Genomic DNA, 19,845 nt, shown 5'->3' with positions numbered 1-19,845 from the left:
GGACTCGCTGAAGAGGACTGCGCAGTGTGATTACAACATTGGAACAACCGCCACCCCGCGTCTGTTCTACACTCACGCCGCTCAATCACGAGCTTCACCCGGAGTAGCGCCATGGAAGTGCCCAACCCCAAAACCGCCATCGAAAGCAATCGACAGGCGTGGAACGATTCCGCTCGCCATCATCAGGATTCACCGGACTGGCAGGCATTGCTCAGCGATGTTGCGCAGGGGGAGTTTTGCTGCCTCGATGACACCTTGCGCGGCTTGCTGGAAGTCGACGGCAAAGACGTGATTCAACTGGGCTGCAATAACGGTCGGGAGAGCCTGTCGCTGTTTGCGCTGGGTGCGCGCAGTGTCGTCGGCGTCGATCAATCGGCAGCGTTTCTTGAGCAGGCCCGCGAGCTCAACAGCCGCTCGCCGCATACTGCCGAATTCGTCGAGAGCGACATCCACCATCTGCCCGCATCGCTGCATAACCGCTTCGACGTCGCCCTGATCACCATCGGGGTACTCAACTGGATGCCTGACATCGGCGAATTCTTCCGTCATGTCGCGCAGGTGCTGAAGCCGGGCGGCAAGCTGGTGATCTACGAAACCCATCCGTTTCTGGAAATGGTTGATCCGCAGGCTGAAGATCCCTACCGCCTCGCCAGCTCGTACTTCCGTGCCGAGCCGTTTGTGCAGCAAGAGCCGATCGTTTACGTAGGTAAAGTCGAGCAGCCGGCGGCAAAGTCGTACTGGTTCGTGCATACGCTGGGCGCGATCTTCAGCGGCGCCATTGGAGCGGGGCTGAGCATTGTGGATTTTAAGGAATATGCGCATTCGAACCGGGAAGAGGTGTATGACTGCTACCTGAACCAGCAGGCGCAGCTGCCGATGTGCTTTAGCCTGGTGGCGAGCAAGGCCTGAGAACTTTTTTTGCGACGGCTGGCCTCTTCGCGAGCAGGCTCGCTCCCACAGGGAAACGCATTCCAGTGTGGGAGCGAGCCTGCTCGCGATGGCGGCCTTGCGACCGCCACATTTCACAAGGCCGGATCAAGCCTGCGCCGCGGCACTTACCACCGGCCGGCCCGGTTTGCGCAACGGGTCCAGGCGTGAGCCTTCATAGCGGGTTTCGCGGAAGAATTTCCAGCGGCCGAACAGGCAGTAAACGTGGGTCACCCGACCTTGTTCCTGATAACCCATGCGGATATGCAGTTTAAGCGCCGGGATGTTGTGGGTTTCACAGACGTCGACCACCTTGGTGCAACCCTGCGCCGCCATCGCTTGCCACAGCGCGACCTGCACGTCCACCGACAGGCTGCTGCCGAAGTAGGCGCGGATCATTTCGCCGCCGAATTCGAAGAACTCGCCGGGTTTGACCGGGAAGGTGCAGCCGTAATAGTGGCGGTCGTGGTAGTCGCGAATGCTGCCCCAGATAAAGCCCACGGCGTGGCCATCGGCGTCGAGGTACATGTGCCCGGTGTGGCCCTCGGCAGCCAGTTCGGCCATGGTGCCGACTCGGTCGCCGAAGTGTTTGCTGAACGCCACGGCGTTCTCCGGGGTGATGTCGACTTTGCGCAGGCCTTCATACGGGCGCAGTTTGTGTGGCGGCACCGGGCTGACCAGGTCGCGCTCCATCCACAGCAGTTCCCAGTGGAAGAACACGTAGCGTTTCCACAACGTGCCGACGGTGCGGCCCAGGCCTTTCTGTCTGATGCGATCTTGCACTTTGGTGATGATGCTCATGATGCCCTCCAGGGTCTTGGCCCGGATGTTGTGGTGAGTGTCGTTACAGCGGTGATTCATTCGAGCGCCGTAGCGCCCTGCGTTTCCTCTCGATTGAGGTCGGCATACGAGACTCGCGCGACGCCTCTCAAACCCTGTTCGATTACCTCGCTCAAAGACTCGCCGGAGTCGAGATAGGCATCACCGAAATCGACGCCGAGGCGGGTCGGGTGGGCGACGATTTCCAGCACGCCGTCGCTGGGGACGCTGGCATTGCGCAGGTCCACCGGCGTGCAGACGTAATCGGCGGTGACCCGCGCCAGACTCTGCAAACGGCCATTGAGCAAACCCTTGAATAGGCGCTTGGGCAACGTGAGGTTGTGCCCGAGGTTGCGCGCCAGCCGAATCGGTACGCCTTGCTCGGCGGCAAACTTCGCGACGACTTCGCCGATTGGCCAGATGTTGTGTACGTGCTGGTGCGAGTCGATATGGCTCGGGCGCATGCCGTGATCGACGCAGCGTTGCCACTGCGCCTGTAACTCGGCGCGCACCGCGTCACGGTCTGCGCGACTCAGCCACAGGCTGTGGCGGGGCAGGTTGAGGTCGAACACGCCGTTGCCATCGCAAAAGGTCCGCCGCCCCAGGATCGCCTGGCTCAGCGGGCGCCCGTAGGTCAGGTTGAAGTGCAGACCGATCCGACCTTGCAGCGTCGGATGGCGGGCCATGGTGCAGGCGGCTTCAAACGCCGGCATGTTGGCCATGGCCGTGGCCGAGCTGATCAGGCCGGCCTGGAAGGCAGCGAAGATCACTGCGTTTTCGTTGGCGCTGAGACCGAAGTCATCAGCGTTGACTATGACTTGGCGAGGCATGGCCGCCCTCCGGAGTGATTGCGACAGGTTGCACCAGTGCTGCCGATTTTTTGTTGGCGCGCCTGGTGCGCCACTGCTGCACGGCGGGCTTGCAGCGATACCAGATGCGCAGCGCCAGACCCAATGCCAGCCCACTTGGGCGCCACGAATAGAAACTCCAGCGCCAGTGTTCCAATTGCCCGGTCATGCGTTCGTGCAGTTGATGGCTGGAGTTTTCCAGGCTGACCCGCGAGGCATCGATCCAGCGCCAGTGCTCGTCCAGGCCCCAGCGAATCCATTCCTCCAGCAACACCCGGCCACTGCCGAGATCGGCGTACTGCGGCAGGAAGGCGAGGTTGTAATCGTAGAGCCGGCCCTGTTCGAGCAGGCCGAGGCGATAGCTGATGCAGCGGCCGTTCAGCTCGAGCATCACCACGCGTACCAGGCCTTGGCCGGCGAGGGCGGTGAAAGCGCGTTCGATCCATTGGCGACTGCGCGGTGTGGCGAAAATCCCGACGCCTTCATCGCCTTTCCAGCTCACCGCCTCGACTTCGCTGATGGTCTGCAACAAGGCAGCCATGCTCAGCGCATCCGGGGTAATCCGGCGGATCTGCGCACCGCACGCGGCAATCCGTTTGCGTGCCCGGCGCAGTTTGTAGCGCGGGTCGCCGGAGACTTCCTGATGGTCGGCTTCGCTGATCAGATGCACTGGCACCCGGCAGCTCAGGCGTCGCTCGGCCGTGGAACTGCGCGCCATCCATGCGGTGACGGCACTTTCTTCACCCGCAGGCTCCGACAATTCATTGAGTTGCAGCAGCGCATGGGGCAGGCGCTGGCGAATCAACAGCAGCGCCTCGTGCATGTCCGCGCCGCCGAGCAACGACAGCAGGGCCAGACGATCAGCCAGCGGATAACCCAAGTGATGCAAGACCCGAAACGGCACGCCGGCGAAGCGCTCGCGGCTGGCTACCAGCGGCAGGCACAGGCGTAGTTCTGCGGCTTCCCAACCGAGCAGAATGTGCAGGCGCTGATCCTCACCCAGAGCCTGTTCCGCCGCACATAACCAGCCGAGATTGTTGAACGGCGTATGGTCGGTCACGCCCAGGCGCAGCGTTTCATACGCGGTTGCCGGGAAGTCGGCGGCGCACAGGGACGTGCACCATTCGAATCGCATCACCATAGGTTCAGGCCGCCGTTGCGTTGACAGGTGGACGGGAAGTTTTACCCAGCGCCGCCAGGCGCGAACCGCTGTAGCGGGTTTCGCGATAGAAGCGCCAGCGGCCGAACAGCGTGTAGATATTCATGATCCGCCGTTGTTCGGTATAGCTCATGCGCAGATGCAGCTTGAGTGCCGGGATGTTGGTCGACTCACAGACATCGACCACTTTTCGGCAGCCCTGGGCGGCCATGGCTTCCCACAGGCGCAATTGCAGGTCCACCGACAGCTCTGTCCCCCAGTAGGCCCGGGCCAGTTCGCCGCCGAACTCGAAGAACTCGCCGGGCTTCACCGGGAATCGGCAGCCGTAGTAGTGCCGATCGAAATAACTGCGCGGCGTGCCCCAGATAAACGCCACGGCATCGCCTTGCTCGTCGACATGCATGTGCCCGGTGTGGCCCTCTTTGGCCAGCTCGGCCATCGTGCCGACACGGTCGCCAAAGTAACGCGCGAAAGCGCTGGCGTTGTCCGCGGTGATCCTGACCACGCGCAGCGGCGGATAGGGTTTGAGCTTGTGCGGCGGCACCGGGCTGACCAGGTCGCGCTCCATCCACAGCAGTTGCTGATGGGAAAAAATGTACAGTTTGCGGATCTTGCCCAAGGTCGCTCGCAGGCCTTTACGACGAATATGTCCGCTGAGTTTTTGCAAAACATCCATGGTCTCTTCTCCTGATGAGGGTGCCATGCGCGGCATCAAGCCCACGCGGCAGAGCATCGAAGGGCGGCTCATGAAGCGCTCCAGCTCAGGGCAAACAGGGTTTGTCCCGGCAGTTCGAAACGCACGCGCCCGTTGTCGCAGGCAAACGGTGCGTCGCGGCTGCGATTGTCGGCGCCGAAGTAACGCAGGGCGCCATGGTTGAGCGGGCATCGGGCGCCGCTCAGATCGACGCGTTGCAGGCGCGTACCTTTGTTCACTCCGAGCAACGTGCGCTGCTCGTCGCCGGCCATCGCCAGCACATCCACCTCAAAGGCATCGTTGTCCAGTTGCAGCACCTGGTGCAGCCAGTGGCGGGCGATGAATTGCTGGGCCAGGCCGACCGGTTTCAGCTCGAAGCGATCGTCGCCCAACACGCGCAACATGCCTTTGGGGTAATGCGGTTCGTCAGCGGCCTGAAACCAGTTGAGCATGCTCAGCAAACCGTCCTGCGAGGCATTGATCACCACTGAGGCCCACCACAGCGAGGTGTAGTGGGTTTCCTGATCGTAGGGGCTGAGGCTGGAGCCGCTGGACAGGTTGGTCTGATCGAGAAGCAAGGCCTTGCGCGGCTGACCATTGGCGTCGCGGCCGACCAGTTCGGCGGCACGGCGTACGCTGTCGCGGTAGACGCGGGTGGCGAGCAGATCGCGAATCATCCATTCATGCCAGGCCAGTGCATCGACCTGATCGGCTGACTCGCTGAGCAGGCGCCGTGCCCAATCGATTCCGCGCTTGTCCGCCGCGTTATCGGCGAACGGGCCGTTGACCAGTCGCGAACTGGCCGGCATGGCGATGCGCACACCGGCGCGGGCATTCGCCGGGTCGCTGCGCACCTGACGGGCCATGCTGGTGAAAATCGCCTGATATTGCCCGTAGCTGGAATAGTTGAGATTGGGTTCGTCGGCAAAGCCGATGTAATGCGTGCCATTGCCGCCCAGCGCGCGGGTGCTCGCCAGCCAGGCGTCGAGGCCGCTGTTGCTCTGCACGTCGGCGCGCAGATCGGCCTGGCGCTGACTGCCGGCCAGCAGGGTGATGTCGTTGCGAATGCCGAAGCGCTGCTGATAGACCCGGCGGAATGCGTCTTCGAATTGCGGGTTCTGCGCCGTGACGTCGACGAAACTGTAATAGCTCGCCGCCGTCGGCTTCAGCGCATCGAGCAGCGCGTGGCTGGCTGCGGGCGGCATCACGTAGGGCAGGGCAATACCGAGATCCGGCGTGCGCCCGAGGACTTTGTCATGCAGCACCAGCCGGACATCTCCGACGTCTTCGCGCAGCGGTTGCAGTTGCTGCGGATTCTGCGCAAACAGATTAGTCGTGCCATCAAGCCAGAACGCCGCTTTGCCGCTGCCCTGCAGTTGCAGGCGCCAGACCTGCTCGCGGGGGCTGACTGGCAACGCGACCTGATCGAACTGCCAATAGGCGCGATAGGGCTTTAGTGCGAGAGTCAGCGCCTGGTGGTCGCCGATCCGCTGCGCCTGTAGCGCGGTGACGCCGCCGTGAAACTTGCCGGCGAGCACTGCATGCTCACCGGCCGCGACTTTGAAATACAGCACGTCGCCATTTTTGCTTTCGGCACTGAAGTGCACTTTGGCCGGGGCAAACAGGGCAACGGTGCGTTCATCGTGTTCGATGCGGTAGTGGCGGAAGCTGTAGCCGGGAATTTCCAGTCGATAACTCGCCGCGCCGGGCAGCAGCGGCCAGGTCTGGCTGCCACGGGTTTCGCTGGCCTTGATCAAGCGTTCGCCGAGCAATTTGCCGCGACCGTCGAGCAGGTACAGTTGCTCTTCGTTGGCATCCGCTTGCCACGCCGGGGTCCAGCGCACGGTCACGCTGTCAGGCTGATCGGTTTGCAGAAACAGACTGCCGTCACGAATTTCGCCCCAGCGCATCGACGCCGCCAAAGCGTCCAGCGACAGGCCGAGACCGAACAGCAGGTACCAGCCTTTCATGCGGGCTTCCTCTGCAGCATCGACCACATCGGCAGCACGTCGCGGGGCAGGATGATCAGGGTTTGCCAGAACGGCACAGCGCTCAAACGGCAATACAGCACGAGCATGGCCACGGTCACCGCCAGATAGGCGATCGATGATGCGGCGGCGGCGCCGACGATGCCGTAGGCCGGAATCAGCACCAGGTTCAGCGCCAGATTGAGCAGCGCGCCCAGGCCCATCAACAACGACACCGAGCCGGGGCGATTCTTGCCCAGCAAGTCCAGGCGCAGAATGCTCGCGTAGCACAGACCCAACAGCCCCGGCAGCAACGCCAGCAGCGCCGGGTACGCCGGTTGGTAGGCAGCGCCAAACAGGGTGACGATCAACCACTCGCCGATCACGGCCATGCTCAAACAGGCGCCGAGCATCACCGTCGCGGTCAGGCGCAGCGCCAGCGGAGTGACCTTGTCCATGCCTTCATCCTGTTGCAGCAGGCGTTTCATCAGGGGCGTAGTCACCGCTTCGGGGACGATCAACAGCAATTCGGCAGCAGCGCTGGCCATGGCGTAATGGCCCAGCGCGGTGCTACCGAGCAGGGCGCCGATAAACAGGTAATCGGAGCGCAAAATCACTTGCTGGAACAGCAGATCGGGATGGCTGCGCGCGCTGTAGCGCAGCAGCTCCTTCTGGCTGGCGCGATCCCATTGCAGCTGCAATGGCTGCGCCCGCTTCAGCCAGACCCAACCGGCGAGCACCACCAGACTGATACCGGCCAGCCAACTGATCAGCGCTGCCTCCAACGCCGCGCTCTGCCACATCCAGAACAGCGCGACGAACAGCAACAGCGGCGCCAGCGATTCGATCAGGCGCAAGACGTTGAACGCGACCACGCCACCCGAGGCGTTGTGCAGGGTCAGCAGGCCGCTTTTCAACACGGTCAACGGCACCGCCAGCAGCAACAGCCAGGCGAGCAGGCCCAGTTGCGTGGTCACGTCCAGTTGCGTGCCGAATTCGCGCACCAGCGCCACCACCAGCAAAGTCAGCAAACCGGCCAGCAAACAACCGAACACCAGCACCTGGCTGAGCAGCAAACCCATCGGCCGCTGCTTGGCCGCCTGATAACCGACCGCCGAATTCAAACCGCCGCTGGTGGCCGCGCTGATCAGGTCAGGCAGGGTGCTGAGCAGGGCGAACAGGCCGCGTTCGCTGGGGCCGAGAATCCGCGCGAGCAAGACGTTGCGCAGCAAACGCAAGGCGATCATCGCCAGCTTGGTGCCCATGCTCAACGCGAGGTGCTTGAGGTAGTTGCCTCGGCTCATGGCCGCGCTCCCCGGTAGATCCGCCACGACAGCAATTGCGGATGGCGCGCGGTGCGCTGGCTGACGCCGAAACGCGGCAGGTTCAGCGGATCGCCGTCGCCGCGATAGATCCCGGTGCCGGTGCCCAGCGCAAACGGGTAATCGTGGTCCGCGACCTGCTGGCGAACGCGATCATCGTTGTCGCCGTTGGGGTAGCAATAGACCGGTAGAGGTCGGTTGCAGCCGTTGTTCAATGCGTCGCGGCTGCGGCGGATTTCTTCGCTCAGGCGCGCATCATCGAGACCGGTGAGGATTGCGTGGCTGGCGCCGTGCGGGCCGAACCGCACCAGACCGGAGGCTTCCATTGCCCGCACCTGATGCCAGTCCAGTGCCTGTGGCAGCGAGTCCTTCGGGCATTCGTCGGTGAGTTCTTCCAGCTCCTGCGGGGCCAGGCTTTTCAGCCCTTGCAGGTAATGCAGCAGCGCCAGGCTGCGGCGCTCGACATCGATGTCATCAAGCAGCACCGGCAGCGGATGTTTGCGCGCATGCAGGCATTCGATCAGGTGCATGCGTGCTTTATCGCCATGGCTGCCCCATAGGGTTTCGCCAAGGCTTTCCCACCAGAAGCGCTGGCGGCTGCCGATGAAATCGGTGGAGAGGAAAATGCTCGCCGGCACCTGGTGTTTCTGCAGCAACGGGAAGGCGTTGACGGCGTTGTCACGCCAGCCATCGTCAAAGGTCAGCGCCACCCTTGGGCGTTCACTGCGCAGGGCGTTGGGCTGGAGAATTTCCATCAGCGGCACGCAGTCGAAATGCTTGCGCAGCCACACCAGCAAATGCTCGAACGCTTTCGGTCCGACGCACAGTTCATTGCGGTGCGGCAGGTCGGCGGCGCGGTCATTCGACAGCACGCGGTGCAGCATCAGAATCACCCCCGCGCCCTGCAACTGCTGACGGCCCACCGGCGAGTTGAGATAGAGCCAGCCACTGGTGCTTTTTATCAGTTGTTTGATCGCCATGGCTTCGGTCCTCTTAACGGTTCTGTTCCGGATTCCACTGGGCATACCGCTGACCGCGCAGGAACTGCCACAGGCCGAGACTCATCCCGGCGAGGGTGACCAGCAGAAACGCGGCGAGGCGGAACGGTTTCGGCAAGCGGTGTTGCGCATCCAGCAGCCCGGCAATTGCCACGCTGTAGCCGAACAGTTGCGCGATCAGGCTCAGGCGATAGAAAGCGTGCTCGTCCCACAGCCAGCAATTGCTCAGCAGCAATGGCAGCAGGAGTACCGGCGCCAGGCGGCGGATCAATTTGTGGCTGATCAACGCCAGGGAATACAGGCCATGCTTGAGCGGATTGAGCAGTTCGCGGCGCTGGGCCAGGCTTTGCAGGCCGCCGACGGTGACGCGCTGACGGCGGCGAAACTGTTTGTCCGCCTCGTCGACGCCATGGTCGATCACTTGCGCTTCGGGCACGTAGACGATGCGCTTGCCGGCTACCGGCGCGCAGGTGCTGATAAAGAAGTCGTCGTTGACCTCGGCCGGTACGTTCTGGAACAGCTCGCGGCGCAGGGCGAGCAGGGCGCCGTCGGCCGAGACCATGCAACCGGTGCGGTTCTCGACCCGGCGCAACCAGCCTTCGTAATGCCGATAGAGGCTGTCGCCGACACTCAGACCGCCACCGGTGACCGGGATCACCATGTGCCCGGCGCAAGCGCCGACCTGTGGATCGCTCAGCGGCGCGAGCAAGTGACCGAGGGTGTCGCGTGACCATTGGTTGTCGGCATCGGTGAACACCAGAATGTCGCCGCTGCTCAGGGCCGCGCCGGCATTCAGCGTGGCGGCTTTGCCCTGACGCGGCAGGTCAAGCACGGTGATGCGCGGATCAATCACTTTGTGCGCGCAGGCCACGGTGTCATCGGTAGAGCCGTCGCTGGCGAGAATGATCTGCAGCGTTGCCGGTTGATAATCCTGGGCCAGCAGCGTGCGCAACTTGTGCTCGATATGCCGCGCCTCGTTGTGCGCGGCGATGACGATGCTGACGTTCAGCGGCGGCGCCGGCGTGTGTCGCCACGCTGGAAACAGCGGCGCGAGGATCGTCAGCAACAGCGGGTAGCCGACGTAGGCGTAGACCGGCAGCAACAGGCACATCCAGAAAATGAACTCAGCCACGGGCAGGCCTCCTTGCGTTCCATTGACACAGACTCAAAATGAACGCCGCGCCGGCCAGGTGCAGGCGCAGCCAGTGCAGGCCCCACAGTTGCAGGAGCAGAATCGGATCGCGGTGCTTGATGCTCTGGCGAACGCTCAGGACCAGACCGGGGATCACGGTCAGGGTGACCATCACCGCCGCGTGATGGGGAAAGCCGTCTAGCAGTGCGGAAATCGCCAGGAAATCGAGGATCCACACCAACAACGACAATATTGGAAAGCGCAGCAGGCGCAGGCTCATGCCATGGGTGCGCAGCAGTTGCAGATGGCTGCCCTGACGCCACATTTCCTTGCCCATCCATTCGCGCCAGTTCATCTCGTAACCCCAGTGCAGCGCGACCTTGTCATTGACCGACAGCAGACGCGCGCCCTGTTCGTGCAGGCGCAGGGTGAATTCCTTGTCTTCGCCAGTGCGCAGGGCCTCGTTGAAACCGCCGACCTTGTCGAACCAGTCGCGACGCATCAGCAGGTTGGAACTGGGCAGCCAATCGACACTGTGGCTGACGCGGTGCGACGGCTGCGAAGTGCGCCGCTGCCAGGCCGTGGCGAACCATGGCGCCTCGGCCGGCGTATGCAGATCCAGGCCGAACACATCGGCTTGGCCACTGGCTTGGATGTCGAACAAGGGCTGCAACCAGGTTTCAGGCATTTCCACGTCGGCGTCGATGAAGGCCAGCCATTCCCCGCTGGCGATCGCCGTGCCGCGATTACGCAGCGCGCCGATCAACAGCCCCGGCAAGCTCAGCACGGTTGCGCCGAACTGCCGGGCAATCTGCGGACCCTGATCGGTCGAGCCGTTGTCGACCACGATCAGCTCGCACTCGACGTTGGCCGCGTGTGCGGCTTTCTGCGCGGCGAGCAGGGTACGGCCAATGTGCCGCGCCTCGTTGTACATCGGGATGACGATGCTGATCCGCTTCATGCCTGCGTCTCCGGGGTCAGTGGCGCCTGCTCGGCCTTGATGCGCAGGACGCTGGTCAGCGCCAGCATGATCCACACGTATTTCTGGTTCGGCGCGCTGAGGAACATCAGGAACAGTGTCAGCGACAGAAAGCTCACCCCCATGTGGGTCATCATGTCCGCCCGATGTCCATCACCGCGCAGCATCCACGCCGCCCGCGCGCGAATCAGGTTGTACAGACCGAGCCCGAGCATGCCGACGAAGAACAGCCCGGCGGGCACGCCCAGTTCGCTGAAGATTTCCAGATAGGTGTTGTGGGCGCGCCGGTACAGATCGCCGATCTTGCGGTTGGCGGAAAACGCCTTGGCGTAACCGGTGGTCGCGTAATGCAACGGGAAGGTCCCGGGACCGGAGCCGAGCACCGGATGTTCGCGGATCATCTGGCCGCCGACGACGATGTAGGAAGCACGGCGGCCGAGGGATTCGTCCTGCGCCTTGGAGCCGGCGCTGAGGATGCTCAATGACTGGATCCGCGCCATGTAACCGGCCGGCATGGCGTAGATCGCCAGCGGAATCACGATGGCCGCACCGAGCATGACGAAACCCAGATGCCGTGGGCGGATGTGGGTCAGTTGCGCGCGGTAGTGCCAAATGCCGATGAGCAGGCTCAACGCCAATACCACCAGACCTGAGCGCGATTCGGTCTTGGTCATGCCGCCCAGCAACAGCAGGCAGCAGGCGCCCCAGAACAAGCGGTGCAGCAGGTTCGGGCTGCGGATCACCAGCAGCAGGCCCAGAGGAATGGCGAAGGCGATGAGCATAGCGAAGGCGTTGGGGTCTTCGAGCAGGCCGGCGGCGCGGCCCTGATCCTGAAACTTCGCCGAGAACATTGCCATGGCGCAGGTCGCGGTGACGGCGAGGGTCACCAGCCGGGCGAACAGGTCGAGGTTCAGTTCGCGGCCGATCAACAAGGTAATGACAAACAGCACCAGACCAACGCTGAGTTCGCGCAGATGCCCCAGCGACATGCCCATGTCATCGGTATTGAGCAGGCTGAGAAAATACAGAACCATGAAGCCGATCAGGCAGTGCCACAGGTTGCTGCGAAGGCGTTGCGACGGAATCTGGTGCAGCGCCAGTTGCAGCATCACGATCACCGCCAGCGAGGCGCCGAGCAACTTGCTTCCCGACACTGAACTGTCTTTGAAGAACCCTTCGAACGGTACCAGCGCGGCAATGCCGAGCAGGCCCCATGTCGGCTTGCGGTACAGGACGGTGAAACCGACCAGGCCAATCACCGCCCCCGGCGCCAGATACGGCCAGGGACTGGCCAGCAAACCGAGGCTGACCAGGGCGAACAGACTGACGATCGAGAGCGGGAAAATCATGCGCGTGTCTCCCGTGCCGTTTGGATGTACAGCTGCGACCAGCGTTCGGCCAAAGCCTTGAGGTCGTAGCGCTCCTGTTGGGTGCGTCTGGCGTTTTCACGCAACTGCGCGGCCAGCTTCGGTTCGGCCAGCAGTGTGTCGAGCTGGCGGGCGAGGGCGGCGGTATCCGTCGGCGCCGCGAGCAGGCCGTTGTGACGGTCCTGCAGGACATCGGGAATACCGCCGACCGCGAACGCCACCACCGGCACGCCGGCCTGCATCGCTTCGAGCAGAATCATTGGCGTGCCCTCGGTGCGCGAGCTGATCACCAACGCATCGAGTTGCTGCCACCAGCCTTGCATCGCCGTCTGGTAGCCCGGCAGGCGAATCCGCTGCTGCAACCCGGCAGCATCGATGCGCGCCTGAAGGGCCTCGCGTTCCGGTCCGTCACCGAGCATCACCGCGTCCAGTTGCGGATGCTGGTGACACAATGCGATCAGCGCATCGAGGAACAGGTCCGGGCCTTTCTCGCTGCTCAACCGCCCGACGTAACCGGCCAGCCAGCGTTGCCGCTCTGCCAGCGGCGGCGTCGCTGGCGCCGCTGGTAAACCGTTTGGAATCACCTGCAACTTCTCCGTCCGGACGTTGGCCTGACGGTGCAGCACGGCGATACTTTCCGCCACGCAGACCACCCGTTTCACCGACGCCGTGCGGCACAGTTGCAGGCTTAGCCAGGTGTAGAACTTCTGCTTGCGACTGCGTGGGGTGAAGCCGTGCTGAGTGATCACCAGCGGCAGGCGCAACAGCGTGGCGCCGACCCAGCCGAACAGCAGGCCTTTGAAGTTGTGGGTGTTGAGCAACGGTTTGTCGCCACGGCGCTGACGCAAGTGCCGCAACAGCTCGCCCGGCCCTGAACAAGCGCGAGCGTCCACCCCAGCCTCGCGAAAGCGCGAGATCAGCTCAGGCGGTGCGTCGAGGAACAGCACCTGATGCTGCCCCGGCGTGGCCAGGCAATGATCCAGCAACATCCGCTCGGCCCCGTAGAAGCCGCCGCTGCTGAGCAAATGAATGATCGGCAGGGCGACGATTGGGGTGGACACCGCGTTCAATTGCGCACCCAGTGAACCAGGCTCGGCATGGTCCAGTTCTTGTGCGGATTGCCCGGCTGCGACGTTTCTTCGTTGAGCACCAACAGCACCGGCAGGCCCAGCTCATGGCTGATTTGCGCCGGATGCTTGAAGCGGTGATCGAAGAACTCACGCACGTAGACGAACGCGATTGCCAGCAGCAGACCGGTGAACAGCCCGAACGGGATGATCAGCAGCGGTTTCGGGAACGCTGCCTCGGTCGGTTCGAACGGCGGGCTGAGTACCCGGGCGTTGGACAGGTCATCGTTGAGCGAGCGCGTGGTGCTGCTTTCGGCAAAACGCTGGGCATAGGTCGAGAACGCTGCGTGCAGCGCATCGATCTCGGTGTCCATCTGGCGCAGTTTGCTCTGGGTCTGCTGCAGGTCGCGGATGCGGTTCTTGAACTCGGCGATGCGCGCGGTTTTCTGCTCGATCACCTGCTTGACCACGGTCAGATCGGCGGTGCGTTCCTGGATGCGGTTGCTCACCACTTTGAGAAACTGCTGACGGGTGCGGGCGATCTGCTCGCGGGTCAACAGCATCGGTTCGCTGCCGGGCTGGAACACCGCCAGATCGTTCATGTAACGGCTGACCTGGCTGGTTAGTTGCTCGCCCATCTGTTTGATTTCCCGGTCCTCGAACGCCACGTTGTCGACGGTGGTGGTGAAGGTGTAGGGGAAGGTGTAGTCGTTGAGCTTGCTACTGCTGGCGGCGGCGAGCGCGGTTTTCAGATATTCGAGCCAGCGCTGGCTTTGCAGCAGGCGGTCCTGATACAGGTTCAGCGCCTGTTCTTCAGTGTTGATGGCGTTGAGGCGGAAGGTGATTTCCTCCTTCGGATCCGCTGCGCCGACATTTTCCAGCAGTGCTTGACGATTACCTTCCAGGCCATCGAGACGCACTTGATACTGGTGCTTTTTGGTCTCGTAGAACGACTGCGGCAAGTCGATCGATTGCAGGGCCTGACGGCTGACCAGATAGTTCTGCAGCAGGGCGCTGACAAACGTCGTGCCTTGCTGCGGATCCGGGAAGCTGTAGGTGATCGAGATCACGTTGGAACCGGGCAGGGTTTCGATTTTCAGGCTGTCGACGGCTTGCTGGGTCAGGGCGTCGAGGGTGGTGTCACGCACCGGATCGGTTTCCATGCCGAGCCCGTCGCGAAGCGGATTGATCACGTACTCGCGCAGCGGCGTCGAGACGTAGCGCTTGAATGGTTCGCCGAGCAACTTGGCGAACACCCCAGGTGGCGGGCTGTATTCACCGTTGTCGCGCAGTTCGCTGATGGTCTGACGGATCAGTGCTGGCGAGCGGAGGATGTTGCTCTCGGTTTCCATGTCCGCCAGCGACGGCGGAATGAACGTGGCGTTGTCCACCGTGAGCGACGTGGTGGCGTCGCCCTGTGAGAGTTTTTTCGACTGCACGATGACCTGCGCGGTGATATCGAAGCTCTGTTTGAGCAGCAACGGCAGGAGCAGGGCGATGACTGCAAAGGTCAGGAAGACGCGCTTCACCAGTTGCTTGTTGGCGAAGAAAATCCTGAAGAACTCATGCAGGTAGTTTTCCTTTGGGTTCATGTCGGTCACCTGTGAGTTAGTTGTCACTGTCTTTGTTGTCGACGCGGTAGCCGAAGCTGAAACCGACGCCCTGGAACAGCACCACATCAGCCAGTTGGCGGGCGAGTTCGCCGGCGCTGGCCAGTTTGGTTTTTGGCACGTAGAGCATGTCGTCCGGTTGCAGGTAGGCGATTTGCGGGGCGTCGCCGGACAGCGCTTTTTCGACGTCGTAGCGCACCGCTTTCACCTGATTGCCGTTGCGCCGCATGATCACCACCGAATCCAGCCGCGCCTTGACGTTGGTACCGCGCGCCAGGGTCAGCGCCTCGAGCACCGACACCGGCCGGCGGATCGGATACGAGCCCGGTTGTGCGACCTCGCCGAGCACGTAGATCTCGTTGCCTGCGGTGGACTTGAGCAGCACGTCCACGGTCATGCGGCCCGGCAGTTGCGCGTACTTTTTGTTGAGGAAGGTTTCCAGTTGATTGACGGTCATGCCTTGCAGCGGCACGGCGCCGATTTCCGGAAAACTCGCGTAGCCGTCAGTGCCGACGGTGATCTCCCGGCTCATACCGGTGGCCGGGTGGTTCAGCGCACTTTTAAGGTTCTGCTCGTTGCTCAAGGGGCTGATGATCTGCACGGTAAGCTGATTGCGGTTGGGCTGGAACAGCTGTTTGCGCTGATACACGCGCTGGATTTCCTGGCGCGCTTCTTCGCTGGTCAGCCCGGCGATTTTCACCGAGGTGTTGGCGCCCGGCAGTTCGATGGTGCCGTCGGGCAGCACCAGTTGATTGCCGTTGAGCTGGCTGGCGGCGGTGAAATTCAGGCCGATCTGGTCGCCCGATTGCACGCGGTAAGCGTCCGAGCCGCTGGTGCTGATATGGAAGATCACGTCCAGCACATCCTGCGGGCGCAGGGTCTGCTCGATCTTCGGCATATCGGTCGCCTGGGCGTTGGCCGGGGAGGCGGTGAGAATATTCACCGGCATGTTCTGGGTGTCGGAAGTGCTGGAGCAGCCCGCAAGCGGCAGCAACAGCAGGACAAGCATTCTGGCGTTCATGGCGTCATCCTTTGCGTTCGCTTACAGGTTTTTGTAAAGCCATTTGGGCATGTAGTACTTGCGCCGGTTGAACACGCTGCCGACCACTTTCGCCCCGGCCTGAGTCAGGCGTTGCACAGCGGCTTGGGCGACTTCCCAGCGGGTGTCTTCGGCGCGCACGACAAACACCACACCGTCGACCTGAGTACTGATGACCAGGGTGTCGGCGGCGGAATACACCGCGTCGCCGTCGATCACCACAAAGCGGTACTGGCTGCCCAACTGGTCGAGCAACGGGCTCAGGCGCTCGGCGGTCAGGTGTTCCAGCGTGCGGATCGGCCGGCCGTTGGGCAGCACATGGAAGGGCAGGCTCGAGACCTGCACCACGCAGTCCTGCAACAGCGGCGGGTTGCCCGGGTTGAACAGCAGGTCGCGCAGGCCGCGCTCCTTGCCGAGGTTCATCTGCTGGGTGAGGTTGTTCGCCGACTGGCTGGCGTCGACCAGCAGCACCTGGCCGCTGCTCATCTGCGCCAGCTGACTGGCCAGTGCCAGAGCGCTGGTGGTGGTGCCGGCGCCGGGGTTGGCGGCGGTCAGGAACAGAATGCGCAGATCGAGATCCAGCACGGTCGAAGTCAGATTCGATTCGCTGGGGCTGGCGATGCTCAGGCTTTTATTGGTTGAACCGTCCATTAGCTTGCTCCGTGGCCGCTGAATACTTTGAAGGGGGTTTTCAACAGAATCTTCAGATCAAGCAGAAGGCTCTGCTCGGCGATGTAGCTGAGGTCCAACTCAACGCGCTGGTCGAAGTCGATGTTGCTGCGTCCGGAGATCTGCCACAGACCGGTCATGCCGGGGTAGATCGCCAGACGCGCGAGGTGATTGTCCTTGTAGCGGTAGGCGTTGAACGAGGTCGGACGAGGGCCGACCAGGCGCATGTCGCCGGTCACTACGTTGATCAGATTGGGCAGCTCGTCGAGGCTGGTGCGCCGCAGAAAACTGCCGATGCCGGTGACACGCGGGTCCTTGTCGATCTTGAAGTCGATGGCGTCAGCCCCGTGTTTGTTCAGGTGGCGCAGCGACTCTTTGAGTTCTTCGGCGTTGCTGACCATGGTGCGGAACTTGAACATGCCGAACTTGCGCCCGCGATAACCGGTGCGTTTCTGCACGAACAGCACCGGCCCCGGGCTGGTGAGCTTGATGGCCAGGGCCAGGCCCAGCAGCACTGGCGAGATCAGCACGAGAATCGTCAGCGCGCCGAGGCAGGCGACCACCCGGTTGGTCCGCGACAGCTGCCATGGGCGGCCGCCATCGCGGCCGCTGAGCCAGCCGCGACCCTGACGGTGGATCGCCGCGTCGAGGCGCATGCGATGTTCCGGGTCGACGCGCTTGTCAGGGCGCATCTGTGCAATCGACACACTTCTTTCATGTCCAGTCATGGCGTCCTCCGCATTCAATCAGCCGCAAGCGGCGCACGGGCAATGGGGTAGTAGTCGCGGAACCAGGCGATGAAGCGGCCCAGTCCTTCATCCAGTTCTATCCGGGGCTGGAATCCGGTGGCCTGGGCCAGATCGCTGGCCTCGGCGCAGGTGTTGAGCACGTCGCCCGGTTGCAGCGGCAGCAGCTCGACAATGGCTTGCCGATCGAGATGTTTTTCCATCAGCGCGAGGTAGGTTTTCAGTGCAACCGGCTGCTGCCCGCCAATGTTGAACAGACGCCACGGCGCCATGCTGCTGGCCGGGTCGGGCTGCTCGCGATCCCACTGCGGATTGGCTTGCGGTGGCTGATCGATGAGGCGTGCGATGCTTTCGATGATGTCGTCGATGTAGGTGAAATCGCGCTGGTGCTCGCCGTAATTGAACAGCTTCAGCGGCTCGCCCTCGCTGATCGCCCGGGCGAACTGGATCGGCGACATGTCCGGCCGACCCCAAGGGCCGTACACGGTGAAAAAGCGCAGGCCGGTGCAGGGAATGCCGAACAGATGGCTGTAGCTGTGCGCCATCAGTTCATTGGCTTTTTTGGTCGCGGCGTACAGCGACAGCGGATGGTTGACGCCATCCTTGACCGAGTAAGGCGTGTGTTGATTGGCGCCGTACACCGAACTCGACGAGGCGTAGATCAGGTGCTCGACCGGGTGGTGGCGGCAGCTCTCGAGAATGTTCAGGAAACCGTTGAGGTTGCTGTCCAGATACGCCCGTGGATTGTCCAGCGAATAACGCACCCCGGCCTGCGCAGCCAGATGGATCACCACTTGTGGCTGCTCGCGGGCAAACAGCGCATCGATCGCCGAAGCGTGGGCCAGATCCACCGTGGCCAGCGGAAAATCGCCGACCTGCTCGCGCACCCACTGCACGCGGTCGTGCTTGAGCTGCGGGTCGTAGTAGTGGTTGAAATTGTCCAGGCCGACCACCGAATGCCCGTCGCGCAGCAAGCGCAGGACGCAATGGGCACCAATGAAACCGGCGGCACCGGTCACCAGAATCTTCATGGCCGCAGCCCTTCAGGGGCGATGTGGCGCAGGCCGATGCCGCTGTAATGCAGGCCGGCGGCGGCAACCTGTTCCGGGTTGTACAGGTTGCGCCCATCGATGATCACCTTCGAACGCAGCTTCTCGGCGAGCAGCTCGAAATCGACCACGCGGAAGTTTTTCCACTCGGTGCAGATCACCAGCGCGTCGGCGTCTTCAAGGGTGTCGTCGCGGGTTGCGCACAAGTGCAGGTCGTTGCGATAGCCGTAGATGCGTCGGCACTCGGACATGGCTTCCGGATCGTAGGCCTGCACGCTGGCGCCTTCGGCCCACAACGCGTCCATCAGGTAACGGCTGGGGGCTTCGCGCATGTCGTCGGTGTTCGGTTTGAACGCCAGGCCCCAGACCGCGATGGATTTGCCGGCCAGGCCTTGGGGAAACTGCGCGCGCAATTTGCTGAACAGGATGTGCCGTTGGCTGTCATTGACGTCGGTGACGCTGCGCAGCAGTTTCAACGGCATGCCGTTGTGTTCTGCGGTGTGCAGCAAGGCCCGCAAATCCTTGGGAAAGCACGAGCCACCGAAGCCGCAGCCCGGATAGATGAAGTGGTAGCCGATGCGCGGGTCGGAGCCGATGCCTTTGCGCACCGCTTCGATGTCGGCGCCGAGCAGCTCGGTGAGATTGGCCAGTTCGTTCATGAAACTGATGCGGGTGGCGAGCATCGCGTTGGCCGCGTATTTGGTCAGCTCGGCGCTGCGGTTGTCCATGAACATCAGTTTTTCGTGGTTGCGGCAGAACGGCGCGTACAGCTCGCTCATCTGCTCGCGGGCAGCGTCGTCGCGGGTGCCGATGATGATCCGGTCCGGGCGCATGCAGTCGGCGAGGGCACTGCCTTCCTTGAGAAATTCCGGGTTGGAAACCACACGCACCTGCAGCTCGGTTTTTCCGCGCTGCAGCAATTCGCTGGTGGCCGTGGCCAGAACCTGATCGGCAGTCCCGACCGGCACTGTGGATTTAATGATCAGCGTGCGATCGGCCTCCATCAGGCCGGCGATCTGCCGGGCGACGTTGAGTACATGGCTGAGGTCGGCTGAGCCGTCTTCGTCCGCCGGGGTGCCGACGGCGATGAAAATCAGCTCGGCGTGAGTCACCGCATCACTGGCCTGGGTGCTGAACAACAAGCGCCCGGCCTTGATGTTTTCTTCAAGTGTTGCGGACAGGCCTGGTTCACTGATGGGCGGTACCGCTTGTTGCAGTTGTTTGATCTTGTTGGGATCAATATCAATGCATAAAACCCGATGACCGACATCGGCAAGTGCAGCGGCTTGTATAAGTCCGACATAGCCAGTGCCAAATACGCTCACGTCCATCTGCGCACCTCAATAAAACCAGAAAAGTTAACTACGGAATGAGATTGTTAAAGGGGTATAGCGCAGGGTTTGAAAAGCGTGTCAGCAAAATGACATGTTGCACGGGTATAACACTTGAGGCG

Annotated in this window: 18 protein-coding genes; 1 reads left to right on the top strand and 17 read right to left on the bottom strand. The window is 62.5% G+C overall.

Annotation, left to right across the window (positions count from 1 at the left end; translation table 11 throughout):
• Positions 1 to 111 precede the first annotated feature (111 nt).
• Positions 112 to 909: a class I SAM-dependent methyltransferase gene (locus AB4N48_RS13820; protein WP_236169330.1), complete on the top strand. Its 798-nt coding sequence runs from the start codon at positions 112 to 114 to the stop codon at positions 907 to 909.
• A gap of 126 nt (positions 910 to 1,035) precedes the next feature.
• Here AB4N48_RS13820 and AB4N48_RS13815 read toward each other — a convergent pair whose 3' ends face one another.
• From AB4N48_RS13815 to AB4N48_RS13735, 17 genes are all read right to left on the bottom strand, one after another.
• Positions 1,036 to 1,728, bottom strand: a complete 693-nt coding sequence (locus AB4N48_RS13815; RefSeq protein ID WP_041478587.1) for a GNAT family N-acetyltransferase — start codon at positions 1,726 to 1,728, stop codon at positions 1,036 to 1,038.
• 56 nt (positions 1,729 to 1,784) lie between these two features.
• Complete coding sequence (locus AB4N48_RS13810; RefSeq protein WP_041478588.1) at positions 1,785 to 2,576, bottom strand: carbohydrate deacetylase; 792 nt, start codon at positions 2,574 to 2,576, stop codon at positions 1,785 to 1,787.
• The gene (locus AB4N48_RS13805; protein ID WP_252877833.1) at positions 2,548 to 3,735 is read right to left on the bottom strand and encodes a GNAT family N-acetyltransferase; all 1,188 of its coding nucleotides are present in this window, start codon (positions 3,733 to 3,735) and stop codon (positions 2,548 to 2,550) included. Before AB4N48_RS13805 ends, AB4N48_RS13810 begins: the two co-directional genes overlap by 29 nt.
• 4 nt (positions 3,736 to 3,739) lie before the next feature.
• Positions 3,740 to 4,429: a GNAT family N-acetyltransferase gene (locus AB4N48_RS13800; protein WP_095179528.1), complete on the bottom strand. Its 690-nt coding sequence runs from the start codon at positions 4,427 to 4,429 to the stop codon at positions 3,740 to 3,742.
• A 68-nt stretch (positions 4,430 to 4,497) separates the two neighbouring features.
• A complete protein-coding gene (locus AB4N48_RS13795; protein WP_305382626.1) occupies positions 4,498 to 6,417 on the bottom strand; it encodes a hypothetical protein in 1,920 nt (639 codons plus the stop codon).
• Positions 6,414 to 7,718, bottom strand: a complete 1,305-nt coding sequence (locus tag AB4N48_RS13790; protein WP_130899478.1) for an oligosaccharide flippase family protein — start codon at positions 7,716 to 7,718, stop codon at positions 6,414 to 6,416. Before AB4N48_RS13790 ends, AB4N48_RS13795 begins: the two co-directional genes overlap by 4 nt.
• Positions 7,715 to 8,716: a polysaccharide deacetylase family protein gene (locus tag AB4N48_RS13785; RefSeq protein WP_041478593.1), complete on the bottom strand. Its 1,002-nt coding sequence runs from the start codon at positions 8,714 to 8,716 to the stop codon at positions 7,715 to 7,717. Before AB4N48_RS13785 ends, AB4N48_RS13790 begins: the two co-directional genes overlap by 4 nt.
• Positions 8,717 to 8,729: 13 nt before the next feature.
• Positions 8,730 to 9,866 (bottom strand): glycosyltransferase family 2 protein, encoded by a 1,137-nt coding sequence (locus AB4N48_RS13780; RefSeq protein WP_150635726.1) that lies wholly within the window; start codon positions 9,864 to 9,866, stop codon positions 8,730 to 8,732.
• On the bottom strand, positions 9,859 to 10,827 hold the full coding sequence (locus AB4N48_RS13775; protein WP_150635725.1) for a glycosyltransferase family 2 protein: 969 nt from the start codon (positions 10,825 to 10,827) through the stop codon (positions 9,859 to 9,861). The genes AB4N48_RS13780 and AB4N48_RS13775 overlap by 8 nt, the downstream gene beginning before the upstream one ends.
• Positions 10,824 to 12,194, bottom strand: a complete 1,371-nt coding sequence (locus tag AB4N48_RS13770; RefSeq protein ID WP_256811202.1) for an O-antigen ligase family protein — start codon at positions 12,192 to 12,194, stop codon at positions 10,824 to 10,826. The genes AB4N48_RS13775 and AB4N48_RS13770 overlap by 4 nt, the downstream gene beginning before the upstream one ends.
• Positions 12,191 to 13,282: a glycosyltransferase family 4 protein gene (locus AB4N48_RS13765; protein ID WP_460093660.1), complete on the bottom strand. Its 1,092-nt coding sequence runs from the start codon at positions 13,280 to 13,282 to the stop codon at positions 12,191 to 12,193. The genes AB4N48_RS13770 and AB4N48_RS13765 overlap by 4 nt, the downstream gene beginning before the upstream one ends.
• Positions 13,279 to 14,871: a GumC family protein gene (locus AB4N48_RS13760; protein WP_150741567.1), complete on the bottom strand. Its 1,593-nt coding sequence runs from the start codon at positions 14,869 to 14,871 to the stop codon at positions 13,279 to 13,281. Before AB4N48_RS13760 ends, AB4N48_RS13765 begins: the two co-directional genes overlap by 4 nt.
• Positions 14,872 to 14,887: 16 nt before the next feature.
• Positions 14,888 to 15,910: a polysaccharide biosynthesis/export family protein gene (locus AB4N48_RS13755; protein ID WP_041478599.1), complete on the bottom strand. Its 1,023-nt coding sequence runs from the start codon at positions 15,908 to 15,910 to the stop codon at positions 14,888 to 14,890.
• Between the two features lie 21 nt (positions 15,911 to 15,931).
• Positions 15,932 to 16,579 carry a CpsD/CapB family tyrosine-protein kinase gene (locus AB4N48_RS13750; protein ID WP_024012451.1) on the bottom strand — a complete coding sequence of 216 codons (648 nt, stop codon included), beginning with the start codon at positions 16,577 to 16,579 and terminating at the stop codon, positions 15,932 to 15,934.
• On the bottom strand, positions 16,579 to 17,325 hold the full coding sequence (locus AB4N48_RS13745; RefSeq protein ID WP_016774101.1) for a sugar transferase: 747 nt from the start codon (positions 17,323 to 17,325) through the stop codon (positions 16,579 to 16,581). The genes AB4N48_RS13750 and AB4N48_RS13745 overlap by 1 nt, the downstream gene beginning before the upstream one ends.
• 14 nt (positions 17,326 to 17,339) lie before the next feature.
• Positions 17,340 to 18,374, bottom strand: coding sequence for an NAD-dependent epimerase (locus AB4N48_RS13740; protein ID WP_252869169.1), 1,035 nt, complete (start codon positions 18,372 to 18,374; stop codon positions 17,340 to 17,342).
• Positions 18,371 to 19,723 (bottom strand): UDP-glucose dehydrogenase family protein, encoded by a 1,353-nt coding sequence (locus AB4N48_RS13735; RefSeq protein ID WP_056784540.1) that lies wholly within the window; start codon positions 19,721 to 19,723, stop codon positions 18,371 to 18,373. The genes AB4N48_RS13740 and AB4N48_RS13735 overlap by 4 nt, the downstream gene beginning before the upstream one ends.
• Positions 19,724 to 19,845 lie beyond the last annotated feature (122 nt).

It is taken from the genome of Pseudomonas sp. S2_C11, from assembly GCF_054668395.1.
Note: the sequence above shows the minus strand (reverse complement) of the source record. Positions and strands in the feature narration are given on the sequence as shown.

Excerpts from the sequence above, each read along its gene's own strand:
- AB4N48_RS13820 (WP_236169330.1), top strand. The coding sequence starts at position 112 with ATGGAAGTGCCCAACCCCAAAACCGCCATCGAAAGCAATCGACAGGCG.
- AB4N48_RS13815 (WP_041478587.1), bottom strand. The coding sequence starts at position 1,728 with ATGAGCATCATCACCAAAGTGCAAGATCGCATCAGACAGAAAGGCCTG.
- AB4N48_RS13810 (WP_041478588.1), bottom strand. The coding sequence starts at position 2,576 with ATGCCTCGCCAAGTCATAGTCAACGCTGATGACTTCGGTCTCAGCGCC.
- AB4N48_RS13805 (WP_252877833.1), bottom strand. The coding sequence starts at position 3,735 with ATGGTGATGCGATTCGAATGGTGCACGTCCCTGTGCGCCGCCGACTTC.
- AB4N48_RS13800 (WP_095179528.1), bottom strand. The coding sequence starts at position 4,429 with ATGGATGTTTTGCAAAAACTCAGCGGACATATTCGTCGTAAAGGCCTG.
- AB4N48_RS13795 (WP_305382626.1), bottom strand. The coding sequence starts at position 6,417 with ATGAAAGGCTGGTACCTGCTGTTCGGTCTCGGCCTGTCGCTGGACGCT.
- AB4N48_RS13790 (WP_130899478.1), bottom strand. The coding sequence starts at position 7,718 with ATGAGCCGAGGCAACTACCTCAAGCACCTCGCGTTGAGCATGGGCACC.
- AB4N48_RS13785 (WP_041478593.1), bottom strand. The coding sequence starts at position 8,716 with ATGGCGATCAAACAACTGATAAAAAGCACCAGTGGCTGGCTCTATCTC.
- AB4N48_RS13775 (WP_150635725.1), bottom strand. The coding sequence starts at position 10,827 with ATGAAGCGGATCAGCATCGTCATCCCGATGTACAACGAGGCGCGGCAC.
- AB4N48_RS13770 (WP_256811202.1), bottom strand. The coding sequence starts at position 12,194 with ATGATTTTCCCGCTCTCGATCGTCAGTCTGTTCGCCCTGGTCAGCCTC.
- AB4N48_RS13760 (WP_150741567.1), bottom strand. The coding sequence starts at position 14,871 with ATGAACCCAAAGGAAAACTACCTGCATGAGTTCTTCAGGATTTTCTTC.
- AB4N48_RS13755 (WP_041478599.1), bottom strand. The coding sequence starts at position 15,910 with ATGAACGCCAGAATGCTTGTCCTGCTGTTGCTGCCGCTTGCGGGCTGC.
- AB4N48_RS13750 (WP_024012451.1), bottom strand. The coding sequence starts at position 16,579 with ATGGACGGTTCAACCAATAAAAGCCTGAGCATCGCCAGCCCCAGCGAA.
- AB4N48_RS13745 (WP_016774101.1), bottom strand. The coding sequence starts at position 17,325 with ATGACTGGACATGAAAGAAGTGTGTCGATTGCACAGATGCGCCCTGAC.
- AB4N48_RS13740 (WP_252869169.1), bottom strand. The coding sequence starts at position 18,374 with ATGAAGATTCTGGTGACCGGTGCCGCCGGTTTCATTGGTGCCCATTGC.
- AB4N48_RS13735 (WP_056784540.1), bottom strand. The coding sequence starts at position 19,723 with ATGGACGTGAGCGTATTTGGCACTGGCTATGTCGGACTTATACAAGCC.